The following is a 17,791-nucleotide window of genomic DNA, read 5'->3' on the forward strand; positions in this document are numbered from 1 at the left end:
TAATATGATACTAGACAGTTTAAAAAATGCAGAGGCGTACTACAAACTCCACCCTTTATTCAAAAAAGCGTTTGAATACCTGAAATCGGTTGATTTCGCCAATGCGGAAACAGGCAAAACAGAAATTGAAGGCAAGGAGCTTTTCCTGATGGTCAGCGATAGCGATATGAAAACCGAAGAAAATGCCAAAATGGAAGTCCATAACAAATATATAGACATACAACTCCCTATAAGCAAGCCTGAAACATACGGCTGGAAAACACGTGCGGAGCTTAAAGAGGAGCGTGACGCGTTTAATGAAGAAAAAGATATCCAGTTCTTCTTTGATAAAGGTACGACTCTCGTTACGGCAGTACCGGGCGATTTCACTGTTTTCTTCCCCGAAGACGGGCATGCTCCCTGCATCGGCGAAGGGAAAATAAGAAAAGTTGTAGTAAAAATAAAGCTATAAACAATTATGAGTTATAAATTATGAATCAGTCATAATTATTAATTCTCAATTATTAATTCTTAATTAATAAGACCATGCTTAAACTGATAAAAAACGATCCGTGGTTAGAGCCTTATGCGGAAGCAATAGAAGGACGATACGACTATGTGTTGAAAAGAGAAGCGGCTATAACCAATAATGGGAAAATAACCCTTTCCGATTTTGCATCGGGACATCTTTATTTCGGTTTGCATAAAACTGCCCGTATGTGGATATTCAGGGAATGGGCCCCGAATGCTACCGCCATATATATGGTCGGTGATTTCAACAACTGGCAGAAACAGGACGATTATAGACTCAACCGTAAAGATGGCGGTGAATGGGAGCTGAAACTGCCCCTGAGTAAAATAAAGCATGGTGACCTGTTTAAACTCATCATGTGTTGGAACGGTGGCGAAGCCGAACGTATTCCGGCTTGGGCCACACGGGTTGTACAGGACGATCATACCAAGATATTCAGTGCACAAGTCTGGTTCCCCGAAGTTCCATATGAGTTCAGGAAAAAAACGTTCAAACCAAAAACCGACCCGCTGCTGATTTACGAATGCCATATAGGCATGGCAGCCGAATCGGAAAAGGTCGGCACATACGAAGAGTTCAGACTGAATATCCTCCCCCGCATTAAAGAGGACGGTTATAATACCATACAGATAATGGCCATTCAGGAACATCCATACTACGGCTCATTCGGATACCATGTCTCCAGTTTCTTCGCAGCATCTTCCCGTTTCGGTACTCCCGACGAGTTGAAACATCTGATAGATGATGCGCACGGAATGGGTATTGCCGTCATTATGGACATCGTACATTCCCATGCCGTAAAAAATGAAGTGGAAGGCCTGGGACGTTTCGACGGATCATACTCCCAATACTTCCATGAAGGGGACAGGCGGGAACATCCGGCCTGGGATTCGCTGAATTTCAATTACAGTAAAGATGAGGTCATGCACTTCCTGCTTTCGAACTGCAAATACTGGCTGGAGGAATACAAGTTCGACGGATTCCGGTTCGACGGGGTAACCTCGATGCTATATTACAGTCACGGACTGGGTGACAACTTTACAGGATATCAGGATTACTTCAACGGTAATGAGGACGGGGATGCGATCTGCTACCTCACTTTAGCCAATAAACTGATACATGAGGTAAACCCTAAAGCAATCACTATAGCCGAAGAGGTTAGCGGGATGCCCGGACTGGCAGCCAAGATCAAAGATGGTGGCTACGGATTCGATTACCGTATGGCGATGAATATACCCGACTACTGGATTAAAATAATCAAAGAACGGAAAGACGAAGACTGGCATCCGACAGGTATCTTCTGGGAATTGACCAACAGGCGTGAAGACGAAAAGACAATCTCATACGCCGAAAGCCACGACCAGGCTCTGGTAGGAGACAAAACAATTATTTTCAGGCTAATAGATGCAGACATGTACTGGTATATGTCGAAGCATTATGGCAGCTCGTATCAGACAGACAGAGGTATTGCGCTGCATAAGATAATCCGTCTTGTTACAGCATCGACTATCAATGGCGGCTATCTCAATTTCATGGGGAATGAATTCGGACACCCCGAGTGGGTAGACTTCCCCCGTGAAGGCAACGGCTGGTCATACAAATATGCACGCAGGCAATGGTGGCTGGCTGATAATCACGACCTCAAATATCATTATCTGGGCGACTTCGACAAAGCAATGCTCGCCCTGATCAGTAGTATTAAAGGATTCCAGAAAAGCCCTGTTATCAGGCTGTGGGACAAGGATGAAGACCAGATATTAGCCTTTATGCGAGAGGATTATATATTTGTATTCAACTTCAATCCGGGACAATCGTTTGTCGATTACGGATTTCTTGCACCTGAAGGAAAATACAAGGTAGTATTGGATACGGATTCACCCGTTTTCGGAGGTAATGGCCTGACTGATGACTCCATCGAGCATTTCACTGTTTCCGACGAATTGTATCACAAGGATGGTAAAGGCTGGCTGAAACTATATATCCCGGCACGGACTGCATTTGTATTAAAGAAAATAAATTAACGGATAAATGACTAACGGACCGGATAATGAAAATTACCGGTCCGTTTTTGTTCGGCACAGAGCGTTTTTAATCTTTTATAAACATTCAGGGCTGTTCGCTGTTCAATAGAAGAAACGAAACGCTGCGAAATAGACAAAGTTTGATTACTTTTGCATAAGAATTTTAATATAACGTGTAATAAGATGAATTTATATCCATTAAAGTTTAAACCCATCCTTAAATCCATTATCTGGGGTGGAGATGAAATATGTAAGTTTAAAGGTGTAACACCCGAACAGGACGGCATCGGCGAAAGCTGGGAAATATCCAGTGTAAAAGGCAACGTTTCGGTAGTCGCTAACGGAGAACTGGAGAATAAAGACCTGAGTGAAATAATAGATACTTACAAAGCTCAGTTGGTAGGGAAAAAGAATTTCGAAACTTTCGGCAACACATTCCCTTTGCTTATCAAATTTATTGACGCCCGCGACAATCTTTCTATACAAGTGCATCCCGACGATGAACTGGCAAAGAAAAGACACGATTCGTTCGGAAAAACGGAAATGTGGTATGTTATAAACGCGACACCATCGGCATTCCTGTATTCAGGTTTCGAAAAGCAAATGACTCCGGAATCATACGTTAAAAGCATCGAAGACAATACATTTGTAGACTCTTTGGCTAAGCATGATGTAAAAGCAGGCGATGTATTCTTCCTCCCCGCAGGACGCGTACATGCTATCGGTGCCGGAACATTTATTGCCGAGATACAGCAAACATCTAATATCACATACCGTATCTACGACTACAACCGTAAAGACGCGAACGGTAACGGACGCGAACTCCATACCGAACTGGCGAAGGACGCGATAGATTTTAAGTTATACGATAATTATAAAAACTCCTATACAAGAGCGGAAAACCAACCTGTAAGGTTGGAATCGTGCCGATACTTTACCACGAATCTTCTGGAGGTAACTAAAGATATTACCAGAGATTACAGTGATATCGACTCGTTTGTCGCTTATATCTGTATGGGGGGAGCTTGCAGTATCAAAGACGATAAAGGAAACGACCTGTCTGTAAAACAAGGTGAAACAATCCTCATTCCGGCCGATACCAAAAGCGTTGCAATCAGTCCGGAAGGGAATGTATTGCTTCTCGAAACGTATGTCTAAAGGCAATTGAAAATATAAAACAATAGGAATACCACATATTTTCAAGCAAAACGGAAATCTGTGGTATTTGTATTTAAGGAAATTATGAAGGGAGTATTATTAGTAAACACAGGTAGCCCTAAAACATGTGCACGACCGGATGTGAAGTTCTTTATCAGGGCAATGCTTTCCGATCCGTATGTCATGACCGTACCCGATTGGTTCCGTCCTATTCTGGTCAACGGGCTTATTATTCCTTTAAGGCAATTCAGTTCTACAGCTCATTACAGGATGATATGGGATCACACAAAGGAAGATTCACCCCTGCTCGACCATGCTAAATCCCTGGCAAAAAAACTTGAAACCCTGACAGAATTGCCTGTCGAGGTGGCGATGAGATATGGGCAGCCCGATGTGCAATTGGCACTGGAAAGGCTAATGGCTAAAAACAACAGGCTACATGAGGTTGTTGTATTGCCATTATTTCCCCAGTATGCAGAATCTTCTTACAAAACGGTAGTGGATGAAGTGGGTAGAATCTTTTTCAAACGGCCATACCCTTTCCGGTTGAGAGTAATAGAACCCTATTTCCGGCATCCGGCATATATATCATCTCTGGTAAAAAGTATCAGGCCATACATAGCCGAAGGTTTCGACAAATTGATATTCACATTCCACAGTCTGCCTCTTTCCCATGTAGAAGAGGGCTGGAAAAAAGGGAAAGAATTCGATTATGTTTATCAGACCAAAGAAACTGTCCGTCTTGTTTTAAGAGAGCTGGATATGGAAATGAAAAGAACCAGACAGGTATATCATTCGGCAATGGGCAAAAAATGGCTTGGCCCAAGCCTGGACGAAGTCATAGAAGAACAGGCAGCGGAAAAAACGAAGAAACTGCTGGTCGTGGCACCGGGCTTTGCTGCCGACAATCTGGAAACACTATACGATATCAATATAAAAGCAAAGGAACTCTTTATCGATAAAGGAGGGGCGCAATTAACCTTTATCCCCTGTCTCAACAGTGAAGACTACTGGGTAGAAAGTGTTGCCAGAATAATTTCTTAGAATGAATACTCCGGAGGGCTAATGAAACGTATATTATTTTTCAATGACAGTCTTGTGATGGGTGGTACGGAGATACTACTGGTCGACCTTCTTAATCATTTGGCGCCTAAAGCGCAAATCACCCTTCTTTTACCGGAGCCATCCGATAAGGATGTATTGCTGCGTAAGGTATCTCCGGCTGTTTCTATAAAATATCTATACCCGGATGGTCTCCCTCATTTTCAAAAAAAAATATGGGAAAATATAATGATTTTCTTCCCCCGCATGTTTGCCAGGCAGAAAGGTATTTCCGAAAGTGAGTATGATGAAATTGTTTGTTTCAAGGAAACATTCTTCGCCCGCATTTTTGCAAAAATGAACATTCCTAAAATACTCTGGATACATAACATCATTTATAAAAGAAAATATGAAACCAGGTCTTTCAGGGAAAAAGTTTCGGTGTGGCTGAATAAAAAACAAATAAAACGTGTAGAACGGTCTTATAACAGTTTCGACAAAGTTATATGTGTGTCCGATGCTGCAAAGAACACTTATCTATCCGTATTACATGACGGAAATATTCCAAAACAAGATATCAGCGTATTGTACAACGCCATCGACCTGACCAAAGTAAAAGAAAAGGCGAAAGAACCAATCATAGACTTACCGCAAAATGAAACCAACTTCATACTTATAACAAGAACCTCCCCTGAAAAACGGATCGACAGGCTTATCAACGCCATTATACGGCTCAAAGATGAGGGCTACAACTTCCATGTCTATATAATAGGCGATGAAATGGATAACCGGACAATGAGGGAAGAACTGATAGAAAAAGAAATAAATGGAATGATCACACTCAAAGGCAGGATAGACAATCCTTTTCCTTATATTCTGCAAAGCAAGTGGTCTTTATGCGTATCGGAACGTGAGAGCTTCTCTCTGGTATTGCTGGAGTCGATGGCTCTAAAAACTCCTGTGATAACAACCGACTGCGGGGGACCGCGCGACATCGTGGACGGCGGCAAATACGGGATACTGGTAGACAATAGCGCAGAAGGCGTTTACCGGGGGATGAAATCGGTATTGGACGACCCAGCACTCTCTCTTAAATACAGCTCGCATCTGGACGAAGCAGTATCGAGGTTCGATTATAAGGGATGGCTAAACAGTGTGGAAAAATTACTTGCAATTGAAGTATGAAGATGCCTGTATTTCAATATTATTTCGTAAACTCACATCATATTTATTGCCCTTATTTATTAACAATCAGGCAGACTTTTCAACAAGATATACATTGTTACACAAATTTAACACTCACTTCCTGTTTTTTATTATTTAATTTGTCATCAAAAAAATATTAATAGCTTTTTATGGGAAAAATAATCGCATTAGCCAACCAAAAAGGCGGCGTAGGAAAAACAACAACTACAATCAATCTGGCGGCATCTTTGGCAGCTCTTGAGAAAAAAGTATTGGTAGTCGATGCAGATCCGCAGGCCAACGCCTCTTCGGGTTTGGGCATTGATATTAAAAAAGTAAATAAGACTATCTACGAATGCCTGATCGGCGCAGCCTCTCCGCAAGAAGCGATCGTATCCACAGAGATAGAACGGCTTTATGTATTACCATCCCATATCAATCTGGTAGGGGCTGAACTGGAAATGCTGAATGTGGAAAACAGGGAGAAGCAATTGCGGGAAGTTCTTGTTCCGCTCAAACCTGATTATGACTATATTCTGATAGACTGTTCTCCTTCATTAGGACTGATAACCGTAAATGCCCTTACTGCGGCAGACTCGATCATTATACCTGTACAATGTGAATATTTTGCACTGGAAGGAATCAGTAAATTACTTAATACAATAAAAATAATTAAAAATAAGCTGAACCCCGCCCTCGAAATAGAAGGCTTCCTTCTCACCATGTATGATGCTCGTTTGCGTCTGGCCAACCAGATATATGAAGAAGTGAAAAGCCATTTCCAGGAACTGGTTTTCACTACTGTAATACAGCGGAATGTGAAGCTTAGCGAATCGCAAAGCTTTGCCCAACCGGTGCTTGTTTATGATGCAGCATCGAAAGGTTCTGTAAATCATATGCAGCTGGCACAAGAACTTATTGAGAAAAATTCTTAACTTTGCTTTCCTGATTAAATACTTAATAAATTGTTATGGCTAAGAAAATGGTGCTAGGAAGAGGGTTGGACGCCCTTATTACCATTGATGAAGTAAAAACCGAAGGCTCCTCTTCAATCAACGAAATAGAGTTATCCAAAATACAGGTAAACCCTGATCAGCCCCGGCATGTATTCGATGAAGAAGCATTGCAGGAACTGGCAGCATCTATTCGTCAGATAGGAGTTATCCAACCCATAACATTGCGCAAGATAGACGATGATTTATATCAGATCATAGCAGGAGAACGACGTTACAGGGCCTCTTCAATTGCCGGATTAAGTTCAATCCCTGCATATATCCGTACAGCCGAAGATGAAACTGTAATGGAGATGGCACTGATAGAGAATATCCAGCGTGAAGACCTGAACTCCATAGAAATTGCACTGGCCTACCAGAATCTTATCGAAGCATATGATCTCACACAGGAGCGCCTCAGTGAGCGCATTGGTAAAAAGAGAACGACCATAGCCAATTATCTGCGCCTGTTAAAATTACCAGCTGAGATACAAATGGGTATCAGAGACAAGAAAATAGATATGGCGCATGCACGTACTCTGGTCACACTAGAGGACGCTGCGGCACAATTGGAAGTTTACGAACTGATACTTGAAGAAGGTTTATCTGTAAGGAAAGTAGAAGAATACGTAAGAGCAATAGCCAAAGGGGAAAAGCTGGAAGACTTGCTCAAAGAAGAAAAAGTAGTAGAAACAGTTAAAAAATCAGGAGTAAAAAAAGCTACTCCCGAAGAATTTGAGATACTTAAGACTCACTTATCGAAATTCTTCTCCACCAAGGTACAACTCACGTGTAACGATAAGGGAAAGGGGAAGATAAGTATTCCGTTCAAAACGGAAGAAGAGCTGGAGAGGATTATTTCGATATTTGACCAATTGAAAAAATAAAACGAGGTATTTTCCGTAATATTATATATGAGGAGAGGTTTATTTATTTGTTTGTGGTGCATATTAGGAGTAACTCTTCTTCCGCTGAATGCACAAGAACCTCAAGTTCAGGATTCAGTGCTTCGTTCAGACGGCAAACGTTTACCCGCCGATACTATAAAACCGTTGATAAGCGAGAAAGCTGTGGTTTTAGTGGATTCGGTAATTACAATAAGTAAACATGAATTTAAACCCGATTCGAAAAAAGCAGTCATATATTCTGCTATTTTTCCGGGATTAGGACAATTTTATAATCGCAAGTACTGGAAACTGCCGATTGTATATGGAGGAGCGCTCGGACTCACTTATGCCATTACATGGAATGGGCGGGTATACAATGATTACAATCAGGCATTCCGGGATTTAGTAACAGGTTCCGGTACCAGTTATACGAATTATTTAAGACCTGGACAAACTGTCGACGACTATGGCCGCGACAGACTACAATCGGCTCTGAAGAGCAAAAAGGATTTCTATAGAAGAAACAGGGACTTGGCCATTATCGCGGCCGTGGGTGTGTATGCGCTATGCATGATCGATGCTTATGTAGATGCGCAATTGTATGATTTTGATATGTCACCGGATCTCTCCATGAGAGTTACACCAGTATTCTGGCCACCGACATCTTATTCTAAAGCCTCGGTAGGGCTTCAATGTAGTATAAATTTTTAAACTTGCAGAAATCTCACTTTATGTGAAGCTCTGCAAATACCATAAAGGAACACTTATGCTGAAAAAACTAATAATCACAGGGCTTTTCCTTTCCAGTACATTTATCGTATTCGGACAGTCCGGTCGTAAAGAATTGTCGGCACGTGATACAATAACCGATAGGTCGATAATATATCCGGCAGACATGGAACGCAACTACGATGAACTGCTAAAAAACTGGAGTAATAATGTAAAATATGGTGATGATTGCCGTTCGAATGACGACAGTGCCGTATTGTTCAATGATTCTGTTTATATACACAGGTTATATTCTTTACCGACTAAGATGGAGCTGGTATTTAACCCCGTTGTGCGCGACTATATAGAAATGTATGCAGGTCGTCGCCGCAATCAGGTCAGCTATATGCTGGGGCAGGGTAAATACTACTTCCCTCTCTTCGAACAAGCATTGGACAAAGAAGGCTTACCTCTGGAACTTAAATACCTTCCGGTAATCGAATCAGCCCTTAACCCGATCGCTCGCTCCAGAGTCGGTGCTACAGGTTTATGGCAATTCATGGCCCCTACAGGTAAGATGTACGACCTGGAGATAAACAGCCTTGTAGACGAACGCCGCGACCCTCTTAAATCGACAGATGCAGCAGCCAGATATCTGAAAGACTTATATGGAATCTATGGAGACTGGAATCTGGTAATTGCAGCCTACAACTGTGGTCCGGGTAATGTAAACAAAGCAATCCGCCGTAGTGGAGGACAAACCGATTACTGGGCTATCTATCCCTATCTGCCACGGGAGACGAGAGGCTATGTTCCGGCTTTTATAGCAGCTACATATATAATGAATTATTACGACGAGCATAATATCTGCCCTGCCGAATGTAAAAATCCGGCTTCGATAGATTCTCTGATGATTGACAAGAATGTTCATTTCCAACAGATAGCAGACAACCTGAACGTATCGGTAGATGATTTACGTCAATTCAACCCTCAGTTTAAGAGTGACATCATACCGGGCGATTACAAACACTATTCTTTGAACCTTCCTATCGATAAACTTTCCTTATTTCTGGATAAGAAAGATGATATCTATACATATAAAGCTGACCAGTATCTGACTCACCGTAAAGTAGCAGGTGTTGACGCAGTGGGCGGTAACAGAGCTGCCGGCAACGCAATCACATACAGGGTAAAAAGAGGAGATACATTAGCACGCCTGGCCAGCCGGTATGGAGTTACATCCAGCCAGATAAAACAATGGAACAATCTTGCTTCAAACAAATTAACAGTAGGCAGACGCCTGAAAATTTATAAGCCGGAAGAACCATCCTCAGAAGAACTACTGGCATCAAGCAATACATCATCCGACACCACAGTCGTTTCTGTATCAGGCTTAACCAGAACTGTTTCCATCCCGAAAGAAACCACTACTTATTATAAGATACGTAAAGGCGATACATGGGCAGGCATAGCAAAAAAGAACGGAGTATCAGTCACCGAACTAAAAGGCTGGAACCGCTCAAACAAACTAATTGCCGGAAAACAACTAAAAATACAGAAGATAGAATATGTAGAAATTCAAGAAGCGGTGAAACTTCCTGAACCGGAACTACCAACAGTAATCATTGATTCAACCTACACTGCGGATTTGATTGACGGTTATTTAAAGAAAATTGTGCGCGACGAATCCACACTACCTCGCGTCAGAATATCTACGACCGACTCTGACGATTCGGACAGAAAAAATGCTGATGATTCAAAAATAATTTATCACAAAGTAAAAATAGGGGAAACCATCACTCAAATTGCAGCCCGTTACAATGTCACTAAAAAAGACATCATAACATGGAACAAGCTATCATCCAATATGGCAAAGGTAGGACAACGCCTATTGATACTTCTTCCCGAACAGAATAACAGCGTTCAAACCAGTGATGGAACGCAAGCCAATACAGAAAATAAATCACTTACTGCAACGAATATGTAAGTAATTATAAAATAATCTAATGGTTAAATCAATTTTTATTATGATGCGAATAGCTCTTAATTAAAATTGATTTTACTATTTTTGTTTCCTTACTCAAAACTTATGGCAAAAGAGGATACGCATACTCAGGATGATATTTTAATCGAGCAGGAATTTAATGCTCTTATCGACGATTACCTAAAGACTAACCATAGGCGTAAAGTCGAAATTATAACAAAAGCTTTTCTTTTCGCAAAGGAAGCCCATAAGGGTGCGCGTCGTCGTTCTGGAGAGCCTTATATACTACATCCTATTTCTGTAGCCCGTATTGTCTGTGGTGAGATCGGACTTGGATCAACATCCATCTGCGCAGCATTGCTGCACGATGTAGTGGAAGATACGGAATACACGGTCGAAGACATGAAAGTGCTCTTTGGAGATAAAATAGCGCAGATCGTAGACGGACTCACTAAAATATCGAGCGGCATGTTCGGAGAGAATGTATCAGCTCAGGCCGAAAACTTCCGCAAGCTATTGCTCACCATGTCGGATGATATACGTGTGATACTGGTCAAAATAGCAGACCGCCTTCATAATATGCGCACATTGGGCTCCATGGCTCCTGCCAAACAGTATAAGATTGCAGGAGAGACAATGTATATATACGCTCCACTGGCCCATCGTTTGGGCCTGTTCGCTATAAAGACAGAACTGGAAGAGCTCAGTTTCAAATGGGAAAACCCCGAGGTATATAAGGATATCCAATATAAACTACAGGCAACTTATAAAATAAGATCGGATGTTTATCAGCATTTTGCCAAACCTGTGGTTGACAAACTTAACGAACTCGGCTTTAAATACGAGATCAGAGCACGCGAAAAGTCGGTCTATTCCATCTGGAATAAAATGCAGGCGAAAGGTGTTCCATTTGAAGAAATATATGATATTTTCGCAGTCCGTATCATTTTTGAGAATGAACCGGGCATAGATGAAAAAAAACGATGTTGGGATATATATTCGGTCATAACAGACATTTATAAACTTCGCCCCGACAGAATCAGGGATTGGGTGAGCCGCCCAAAGGCAAACGGATATCAGGCACTACACCTCACCGTAATGGGCCCTGACGGGCAATGGATAGAAATACAAATACGCAGCCGGCGCATGGACGACATTGCTGAAAAAGGATTCGCCGCACACTGGAAATACAAAGAAGGAAAAATAGAAGAAGATACAGAACTGGATAAATGGCTGAAAACCATTAAAGAAATATTGGAAAGCCCGAGTCCGAATGCGATGGACTTCCTTGACACGATAAAGCTAAATCTATACTCACAGGAGATCTTTGTTTTCACACCAAAAGGAGAGATAAGAACTTTAGCGCAAGGGGCAACAGCCCTTGACTTTGCCTATGATCTGCATTCAGACATCGGAGACCATTGTATAGGTGCTAAAGTCAATCATAAGCTGGTCCCTCTCAGTGAGAAACTAAATAGCGGGGATCAGGTCGAAATCCTTACTTCGAAATCGCAAGTACCAAAATACGAGTGGCTTGGTCTGGTAACAACAGCCAAAGCCCGTACGAAGATAGAATATGCTCTCAGGAAGCATAAAAGAGAAGTCGCCAAACAAGGTGAAGAACTCTTAATCAAGGCACTCGAAGGTACAACAATTGAGTTGACTCCTGCAATCATGGACCAGATGCTGGATTATTATCAGAAACAGACTAAAGAAGACTTATACTACGCAATCGGCAATAACGATATTTCCCTTCCTCAAAAAATAGAAAAGTTATTGACCTTAAAAAAACAAAACTCCGATAATGTTTTAGTCAAATATATGAAGCAGGCTTTCCATGCTGTAAAAAAGGCAGATAAAGACAAAGCCGAAAAGCCGCAGGAATACGAACAAATAAACCCTAAAAAAACATATATCCTCGAAGAAGATTCTTTTAATAAAAACTTCAGAATGCCTACCTGCTGCAATCCTATACCAGGAGATAAAGTATTCGGTTATCTGAATGACGATAACGAGGTAGACGTACACAGCATACATTGTCCGGTAGGGCTGAAACTGAAAGCCAGCCACGGAGACAAAATTGTAAATCTGGAATGGGGCAGTTATACGCAATTTCCTTTTCTTACCTCTATTATTGTTACAGGTATAGACAGGATGGGAATGCTGAATGATATAACTAAGGTTATCACTGCCGGATCATTAAATATCAAAGGAATGAACATTGAGTCTAATGATGGAGTATTCGAAGGACGGATAATTGTTTATGTACATGATGTGAACGATTTACAAACATTGTGTTCCCGTATAGCTAAAATAAAAGGTGTAAAAGCAGTAAACAGAAAACAAAGTGGCGCTTGAATATTGTATCACGGATAAGAAAAGTAAAGATGCTAAGTTATTTATTATCAAAATTTGGTATAAAAAATTATTTTCACTACTTTTGTAATCGAAATAGAGGGAGAGGAGGCCGTGGCTTCCTCTTTGTTGTTCTTAAAAACAAATGATAGATAAAGATTTTATAAAAGATGTAGCGGACAAATTTTTGCAGGAAACACCGATGTTTCTTGTAGATGTTACTGTCAGACCCGGTAATATTATTGTTGTGGAAATAGACAGCGATGATAGTATCGGCATCGATGATTGCATTGCGCTCAGCCGTGACATAGAGTCCAGATTGGATAGAGAAGCCGAAGATTTCGAATTGGAAGTAGGTTCTGCCGGTGTTACATCTCCCTTCAAGATACCCCGTCAATATAAAAAAAATGAGGGTAACGAAGTCGAAGTTCTTACAAAAGCAGGACAAAAACTTTCCGGCGTACTTAAAACTTCCGACAACAACGGATTTGTAATAACTATTACCAAAATGGTAAAACCGGAAGGTGCAAAAAAGAAAACGGCATTGGAAGAAGATCTTTCATTTGCCTATGACGAAGTGAAATATACAAAATACTTAATACGATTTAAATAACTGTTATGGCTAAAAAGGAAGTTATTAGTATGATCGATACTTTTTCAGAATTTAAGGAACTGAAAAATATCGACAGGATGACAATGATAAGCGTTCTTGAAGACTCGTTTCGCAATGTAATAGCAAAACTCTTCGGATCGAATGACAATTATGATGTTATTATCAATCCTGATAAAGGAGACCTTGAAATATGGCGCAACCGTACAATTGTGGAAGATAGCGAATTAGAGGATGAAAATACTCAGATATCTCTTACGGAAGCCCGAAAAATAGATGAAGATTTTGAGGTAGGCGAAGATGTTACTGACGAAGTTTTCTTCGAAGACTTTGGCCGTCGTGCTATCCTGAATCTGCGCCAGACACTGACTTCGAAAATACTGGAACTCCAGAAAGAGGGCCTGTATAACCGTTATAAAGAAAAAATCGGTGAAATAGTATCCGGTGAAGTATATCAGATTTGGAAAAAAGAAATACTACTTCTCGATGATGAAAAAGAAGAACTTCTTTTGCCCAAGACAGAACAGATCCCAAGCGACTTCTTCCGCAAAGGCGAACATGTACGCGCAGTGGTAGAAAGAGTAGAAAACAAGAATAACAACCCTAAGATTATTTTATCACGTACATCTCCCGTATTCCTCGAAAGACTGCTTGAGATTGAAGTGCCTGAAATAAACGACGGATTGATAACAATAAAGAACATTGCCCGCATACCCGGAGAAAGAGCAAAAGTCGCCGTGGAATCATACGACGACCGCATCGACCCTGTCGGAGCCTGCGTGGGGATGAAAGGTTCACGTATACATGGTATCGTTCGTGAGTTGCGTAACGAAAACATCGATATCATCAACTATACGCCTAACATGAGTTTGTATATCCAGCGCGCCCTTAGCCCGGCCAAAATAACTTCCGTAAAACTGAATGAGGAAGAGAAACGTGCCGAAGTGCTACTTCGTCCCGAAGAAGTATCCCTGGCTATCGGTAAAGGAGGTTTCAACATCAAGTTGGCTAGTATGCTCACAGGCTACACCATCGATGTATATCGTGACATTGACGACTTTGACGAAGAAGATATCTATCTGGATGAATTCCGCGATGAAATTGACGGTTGGGTTATCGACCAATTGAAGAAAATCGGCTGTGTTACAGCCAAGAATGTACTGGCAGCAGACAGGGACAAGCTTATACAAGAAGCAGACCTTGAAGAAGATACAGTGGACGAAATATTAGATATTTTGCGTGCAGAATTTGACGATGAAAGTAAGTCCTGATTTGGTTATTCGCTGATTTCTTAATACTTTTGTATCCGGAGCATCCCGGCAGAATTTACCATTCATGCAAATTATAAGAATATTTACGGGTTCACTGTCCATTTTTTTGATTTAAAAAGAGAATATGTCTATAAGATTAATAAAAATATCCAAAGATTTGAATGTAGGGATCAGCAGTCTGGTTGAATTCCTGCATAAAAAAGGATTTGATGTAGAATCAAATCCCAATGCAAAAGTTGACGGTGAACAACATGAATTACTTGTGAAAGAATTCGGTAATAATGCTGACCTTGAAGCTCTTCTCAGAAATCGTAAAGAAAGAGAGAGAGAGGTTCTGGCCCCTAAAGAAGCAGAGGATGTTGCTACCTAAAAAACAAGAACCTGAAGAAATTGTAACAGAAGTTCCCGAATCTTTCAAACCACATTTACAAGTTGTGGATAAAATAGATCTGGATGCACTAAACAAACCTAAAAAGACAGAGGTAAAAGAAGAAGTGGTCATTGAACCGGAAGTAGTCGTTGTTGAGCCTGTTGCTGAGCCAAAGGTAGAGACACCTCTCCCCGAGCCTACACCTCTTCCCGAACCTGAACCTGTCATTAAAAAAGAAGAAGTAAAAGAAGAACCTGTGTTGATAGTAGAAAAAAAAGAAGAAGAGCCGAAAGTTTCCACTCCGGTTGTAACACCACCGGTAGTTGAAGAAGAAAAAGAAGAGGACGATATTTTCAGACTCAACAAAACTACAATCAAATCGAATATTGTGGTTAAAGGTTCCATCGACCTTAGTTCGATCAATGACAAGACTCGTCCTGCCAAGAAGACAAAAGCAGAGAAGAAAAAAGAACGTCTTGAGAAAGAGCAACAAGATCAGAAAAAGGTAAAAGAAAATACCGTTCGTCTGTTGAAAAAAGAAACCGACGAAGAAGCAAAAAAACGGAAAGCAAGTAGCGATGAAGCAGAAGATGCCGCTAAGAAAAAACGCAACCGTATAAAGCGAGGTAAAGTAGATATTGAAAAAGGAGTTCCTCCTCAAGGCGGAGCGGGCAGCGGGCAGCATCATGGTGGCGGCGACCGTACCAAGCATAATCTGCGTAAACCTATCGTTAAGCAGGCTGTGAACGAAGAAGACGTTCAAAAGCAAATAAAAGAAACATTAGCCCGTCTGACCGGAAAAGGTGGAAAAAACAAGGGTGCAAAGTACAGAAAAGAAAAGCGTGATGCTTTCTCCCAAAAATACCAGGAAGAACTGGAAATGCAGGAGCAAGAAAGCAAAACCCTTAAAATCACAGAATTCGTAACAGCGAATGATCTGGCAAACATGATGAATGTTCCGGTAGTGAAGGTTATCTCCACTTGTATGAGCATCGGTATCATGGTGTCAATCAATCAGCGTCTGGATGCGGAGACTATCAATATCGTCGCTGAAGAATTCGGATTTAAAACAGAATATGTAAGTGCAGAAGTCGTTGAAGCCATCAACGAAGAGGAAGATAATGCAGAAGATCTGGAACCTCGTGCGCCGATTGTTACAGTAATGGGACACGTAGACCACGGTAAGACTTCATTACTCGACACCATCCGTCAGACCAACGTTATCGCCGGCGAAGCAGGGGGAATCACCCAGCATATCGGGGCATACAACGTTAAACTGAAATCGGGACGCCGTATCACATTCCTGGATACTCCCGGACACGAAGCCTTTACGGCGATGCGTGCGCGCGGTGCAAAAGTGACAGATATCGCGATTATCATTGTGGCTGCCGACGACAATGTCATGCCACAGACGGTAGAGGCAATCAATCATGCTTCTGCGGCTGGTGTGCCTATCGTTTTTGCGATAAACAAAATAGATAAACCGGGTGCAAACCCCGAAAAGATAAAGGAAACCCTTGCCGGAATGAATTATCTGGTAGAAGACTGGGGTGGAAAATACCAGTCTCAGGATATTTCAGCTAAACAAGGCTTAGGGGTAGATGAATTATTGGAAAAGGTACTTCTCGAAGCAGAATTACTTGACCTGAAAGCAAATCCTAACAGAAGAGCGACAGGTTCGGTTATTGAATCTTCCCTGGATAAAGGTAGAGGATACTTATCCACAGTACTTGTTGAGAACGGTACTCTCAAGAAAGGAGATATTGTTCTTGCAGGAACATACTTCGGCCGTGTAAAAGCAATGTTCAATGAACGTAATGCCAGCATAGATGCAGCAGCTCCGGCAGCTCCGGCTCTGATACTAGGATTGAATGGCGCACCACAGGCAGGAGACATATTCCATGTGCTGGAAACAGAGCAGGAAGCTCGTGAAATTGCAACAAAACGCGAGCAATTGCAGCGCGAACAAGGTCTCCGAACACAAAAGATACTTACACTCGACGATATAGGACGCCGCATCGCTATCGGAAACTTCCAGCAGTTGAATGTAATCGTTAAAGGTGATGTGGACGGTTCGGTAGAAGCCCTTTCAGACTCCCTGATCAGATTATCGACTGAAGAAATACAGGTAAATGTAATCCATAAAGCTGTTGGTCAGATATCCGAATCGGATATTGTACTGGCTGCAGCCTCCGATGCCATTATTATCGGATTCCAGGTGCGCCCTTCACAGGCAGCCCGCAGGGCAGCAGAAAAAGACGGCGTTGAAATTCGTTTGTATTCTATTATATACGATGCTATCGAAGAGGTCAAATCCGCTATGGAAGGTATGCTTTCTCCTGAAATAAAAGAAGTATTAACCGGATATGTGGAAGTACGCGAGGTGTTCAAGATCACAAAAGTCGGTACAGTTGCAGGATGTATGGTCAAAGAGGGTAAACTCAAGAGAGCCAACAAAATACGACTCATACGCGATGGTATTGTTATTTACTCCGGAGAACTGGGTTCACTGAAACGTTTCAAAGACGATGTGAAGGAAGTTGCGGCCGGATATGAGTGCGGTTTGAATATCCATAATTATAATGATATAAAAATAGGTGACGTTATTGAACCTTTTGAAGAAATAGAGGTAAAGAAAACATTGTAATTAAAAAATATTACATATCTTTGTACCAATTATGAAATAACCTAAGAAAAA

Annotated in this window: 13 protein-coding genes and 1 pseudogene; all 14 read left to right on the forward strand. The window is 41.5% G+C overall.

What is annotated here, in order from left to right; genetic code table 11:
- Positions 1–4: 4 nt before the first annotated feature.
- The 14 genes and pseudogenes from HMPREF9455_RS06280 (at position 5) to infB (ending at position 17,740) form a co-directional block, all read left to right on the forward strand.
- A complete protein-coding gene (locus HMPREF9455_RS06280) occupies positions 5–451 on the forward strand; it encodes a NanQ anomerase/TabA/YiaL family protein (protein WP_006798786.1) in 447 nt (148 codons plus the stop codon).
- A gap of 74 nt (positions 452–525) precedes the next feature.
- Positions 526–2,532 carry an alpha amylase C-terminal domain-containing protein gene (locus tag HMPREF9455_RS06285; protein ID WP_006798787.1) on the forward strand — a complete coding sequence of 669 codons (2,007 nt, stop codon included), beginning with the start codon at positions 526–528 and terminating at the stop codon, positions 2,530–2,532.
- A 183-nt stretch (positions 2,533–2,715) separates the two neighbouring features.
- Entirely contained in the window at positions 2,716–3,690 is a 975-nt protein-coding gene (locus tag HMPREF9455_RS06290) for a type I phosphomannose isomerase catalytic subunit (RefSeq protein ID WP_006798788.1), read from the forward strand.
- Positions 3,691–3,774: 84 nt separating this feature from the next.
- Positions 3,775–4,734 carry a ferrochelatase gene (gene hemH / locus HMPREF9455_RS06295; RefSeq protein ID WP_044215495.1) on the forward strand — a complete coding sequence of 320 codons (960 nt, stop codon included), beginning with the start codon at positions 3,775–3,777 and terminating at the stop codon, positions 4,732–4,734.
- Between the two features lie 21 nt (positions 4,735–4,755).
- A complete protein-coding gene (locus tag HMPREF9455_RS06300) occupies positions 4,756–5,916 on the forward strand; it encodes a glycosyltransferase (RefSeq protein ID WP_006798790.1) in 1,161 nt (386 codons plus the stop codon).
- Positions 5,917–6,086: 170 nt separating this feature from the next.
- The gene (locus HMPREF9455_RS06305; protein ID WP_006798791.1) at positions 6,087–6,851 is read left to right on the forward strand and encodes a ParA family protein; all 765 of its coding nucleotides are present in this window, start codon (positions 6,087–6,089) and stop codon (positions 6,849–6,851) included.
- A 35-nt stretch (positions 6,852–6,886) separates the two neighbouring features.
- Entirely contained in the window at positions 6,887–7,795 is a 909-nt protein-coding gene (locus tag HMPREF9455_RS06310; RefSeq protein WP_006798792.1) for a ParB/RepB/Spo0J family partition protein, read from the forward strand.
- 27 nt (positions 7,796–7,822) lie between these two features.
- A complete protein-coding gene (locus HMPREF9455_RS06315; RefSeq protein ID WP_006798793.1) occupies positions 7,823–8,506 on the forward strand; it encodes a DUF5683 domain-containing protein in 684 nt (227 codons plus the stop codon).
- A 58-nt stretch (positions 8,507–8,564) separates the two neighbouring features.
- Positions 8,565–9,818 (forward strand): annotated as a pseudogene (locus HMPREF9455_RS06320) (lytic transglycosylase domain-containing protein); the annotation flags it as partial.
- Between the two features lie 774 nt (positions 9,819–10,592).
- Positions 10,593–12,845, forward strand: coding sequence for a RelA/SpoT family protein (locus HMPREF9455_RS06325; protein ID WP_044215498.1), 2,253 nt, complete (start codon positions 10,593–10,595; stop codon positions 12,843–12,845).
- Between the two features lie 142 nt (positions 12,846–12,987).
- Positions 12,988–13,455: a ribosome assembly cofactor RimP gene (gene rimP / locus HMPREF9455_RS06330; protein ID WP_006798796.1), complete on the forward strand. Its 468-nt coding sequence runs from the start codon at positions 12,988–12,990 to the stop codon at positions 13,453–13,455.
- A gap of 5 nt (positions 13,456–13,460) precedes the next feature.
- The gene (gene nusA / locus HMPREF9455_RS06335; RefSeq protein ID WP_006798797.1) at positions 13,461–14,723 is read left to right on the forward strand and encodes a transcription termination factor NusA; all 1,263 of its coding nucleotides are present in this window, start codon (positions 13,461–13,463) and stop codon (positions 14,721–14,723) included.
- Between the two features lie 124 nt (positions 14,724–14,847).
- Positions 14,848–15,093: a hypothetical protein gene (locus tag HMPREF9455_RS21925; RefSeq protein WP_006798798.1), complete on the forward strand. Its 246-nt coding sequence runs from the start codon at positions 14,848–14,850 to the stop codon at positions 15,091–15,093.
- A complete protein-coding gene (gene infB, locus HMPREF9455_RS06345; protein ID WP_006798799.1) occupies positions 15,080–17,740 on the forward strand; it encodes a translation initiation factor IF-2 in 2,661 nt (886 codons plus the stop codon). The genes HMPREF9455_RS21925 and infB overlap by 14 nt, the downstream gene beginning before the upstream one ends.
- The last annotated feature ends 51 nt before the right edge of the window (positions 17,741–17,791 follow it).

The sequence above is a fragment of the Dysgonomonas gadei ATCC BAA-286 genome (assembly GCF_000213555.1).
GTDB classification, from domain to species: Bacteria; Bacteroidota; Bacteroidia; order Bacteroidales; family Dysgonomonadaceae; genus Dysgonomonas; species Dysgonomonas gadei.

Excerpts from the sequence above, each read along its gene's own strand:
- HMPREF9455_RS06280 (WP_006798786.1), top strand. The coding sequence starts at position 5 with ATGATACTAGACAGTTTAAAAAATGCAGAGGCGTACTACAAACTCCAC.
- HMPREF9455_RS06285 (WP_006798787.1), top strand. The coding sequence starts at position 526 with ATGCTTAAACTGATAAAAAACGATCCGTGGTTAGAGCCTTATGCGGAA.
- HMPREF9455_RS06290 (WP_006798788.1), top strand. The coding sequence starts at position 2,716 with ATGAATTTATATCCATTAAAGTTTAAACCCATCCTTAAATCCATTATC.
- hemH (WP_044215495.1), top strand. The coding sequence starts at position 3,775 with ATGAAGGGAGTATTATTAGTAAACACAGGTAGCCCTAAAACATGTGCA.
- HMPREF9455_RS06300 (WP_006798790.1), top strand. The coding sequence starts at position 4,756 with ATGAAACGTATATTATTTTTCAATGACAGTCTTGTGATGGGTGGTACG.
- HMPREF9455_RS06305 (WP_006798791.1), top strand. The coding sequence starts at position 6,087 with ATGGGAAAAATAATCGCATTAGCCAACCAAAAAGGCGGCGTAGGAAAA.
- HMPREF9455_RS06310 (WP_006798792.1), top strand. The coding sequence starts at position 6,887 with ATGGCTAAGAAAATGGTGCTAGGAAGAGGGTTGGACGCCCTTATTACC.
- HMPREF9455_RS06315 (WP_006798793.1), top strand. The coding sequence starts at position 7,823 with ATGAGGAGAGGTTTATTTATTTGTTTGTGGTGCATATTAGGAGTAACT.
- HMPREF9455_RS06325 (WP_044215498.1), top strand. The coding sequence starts at position 10,593 with ATGGCAAAAGAGGATACGCATACTCAGGATGATATTTTAATCGAGCAG.
- rimP (WP_006798796.1), top strand. The coding sequence starts at position 12,988 with ATGATAGATAAAGATTTTATAAAAGATGTAGCGGACAAATTTTTGCAG.
- nusA (WP_006798797.1), top strand. The coding sequence starts at position 13,461 with ATGGCTAAAAAGGAAGTTATTAGTATGATCGATACTTTTTCAGAATTT.
- HMPREF9455_RS21925 (WP_006798798.1), top strand. The coding sequence starts at position 14,848 with ATGTCTATAAGATTAATAAAAATATCCAAAGATTTGAATGTAGGGATC.
- infB (WP_006798799.1), top strand. The coding sequence starts at position 15,080 with ATGTTGCTACCTAAAAAACAAGAACCTGAAGAAATTGTAACAGAAGTT.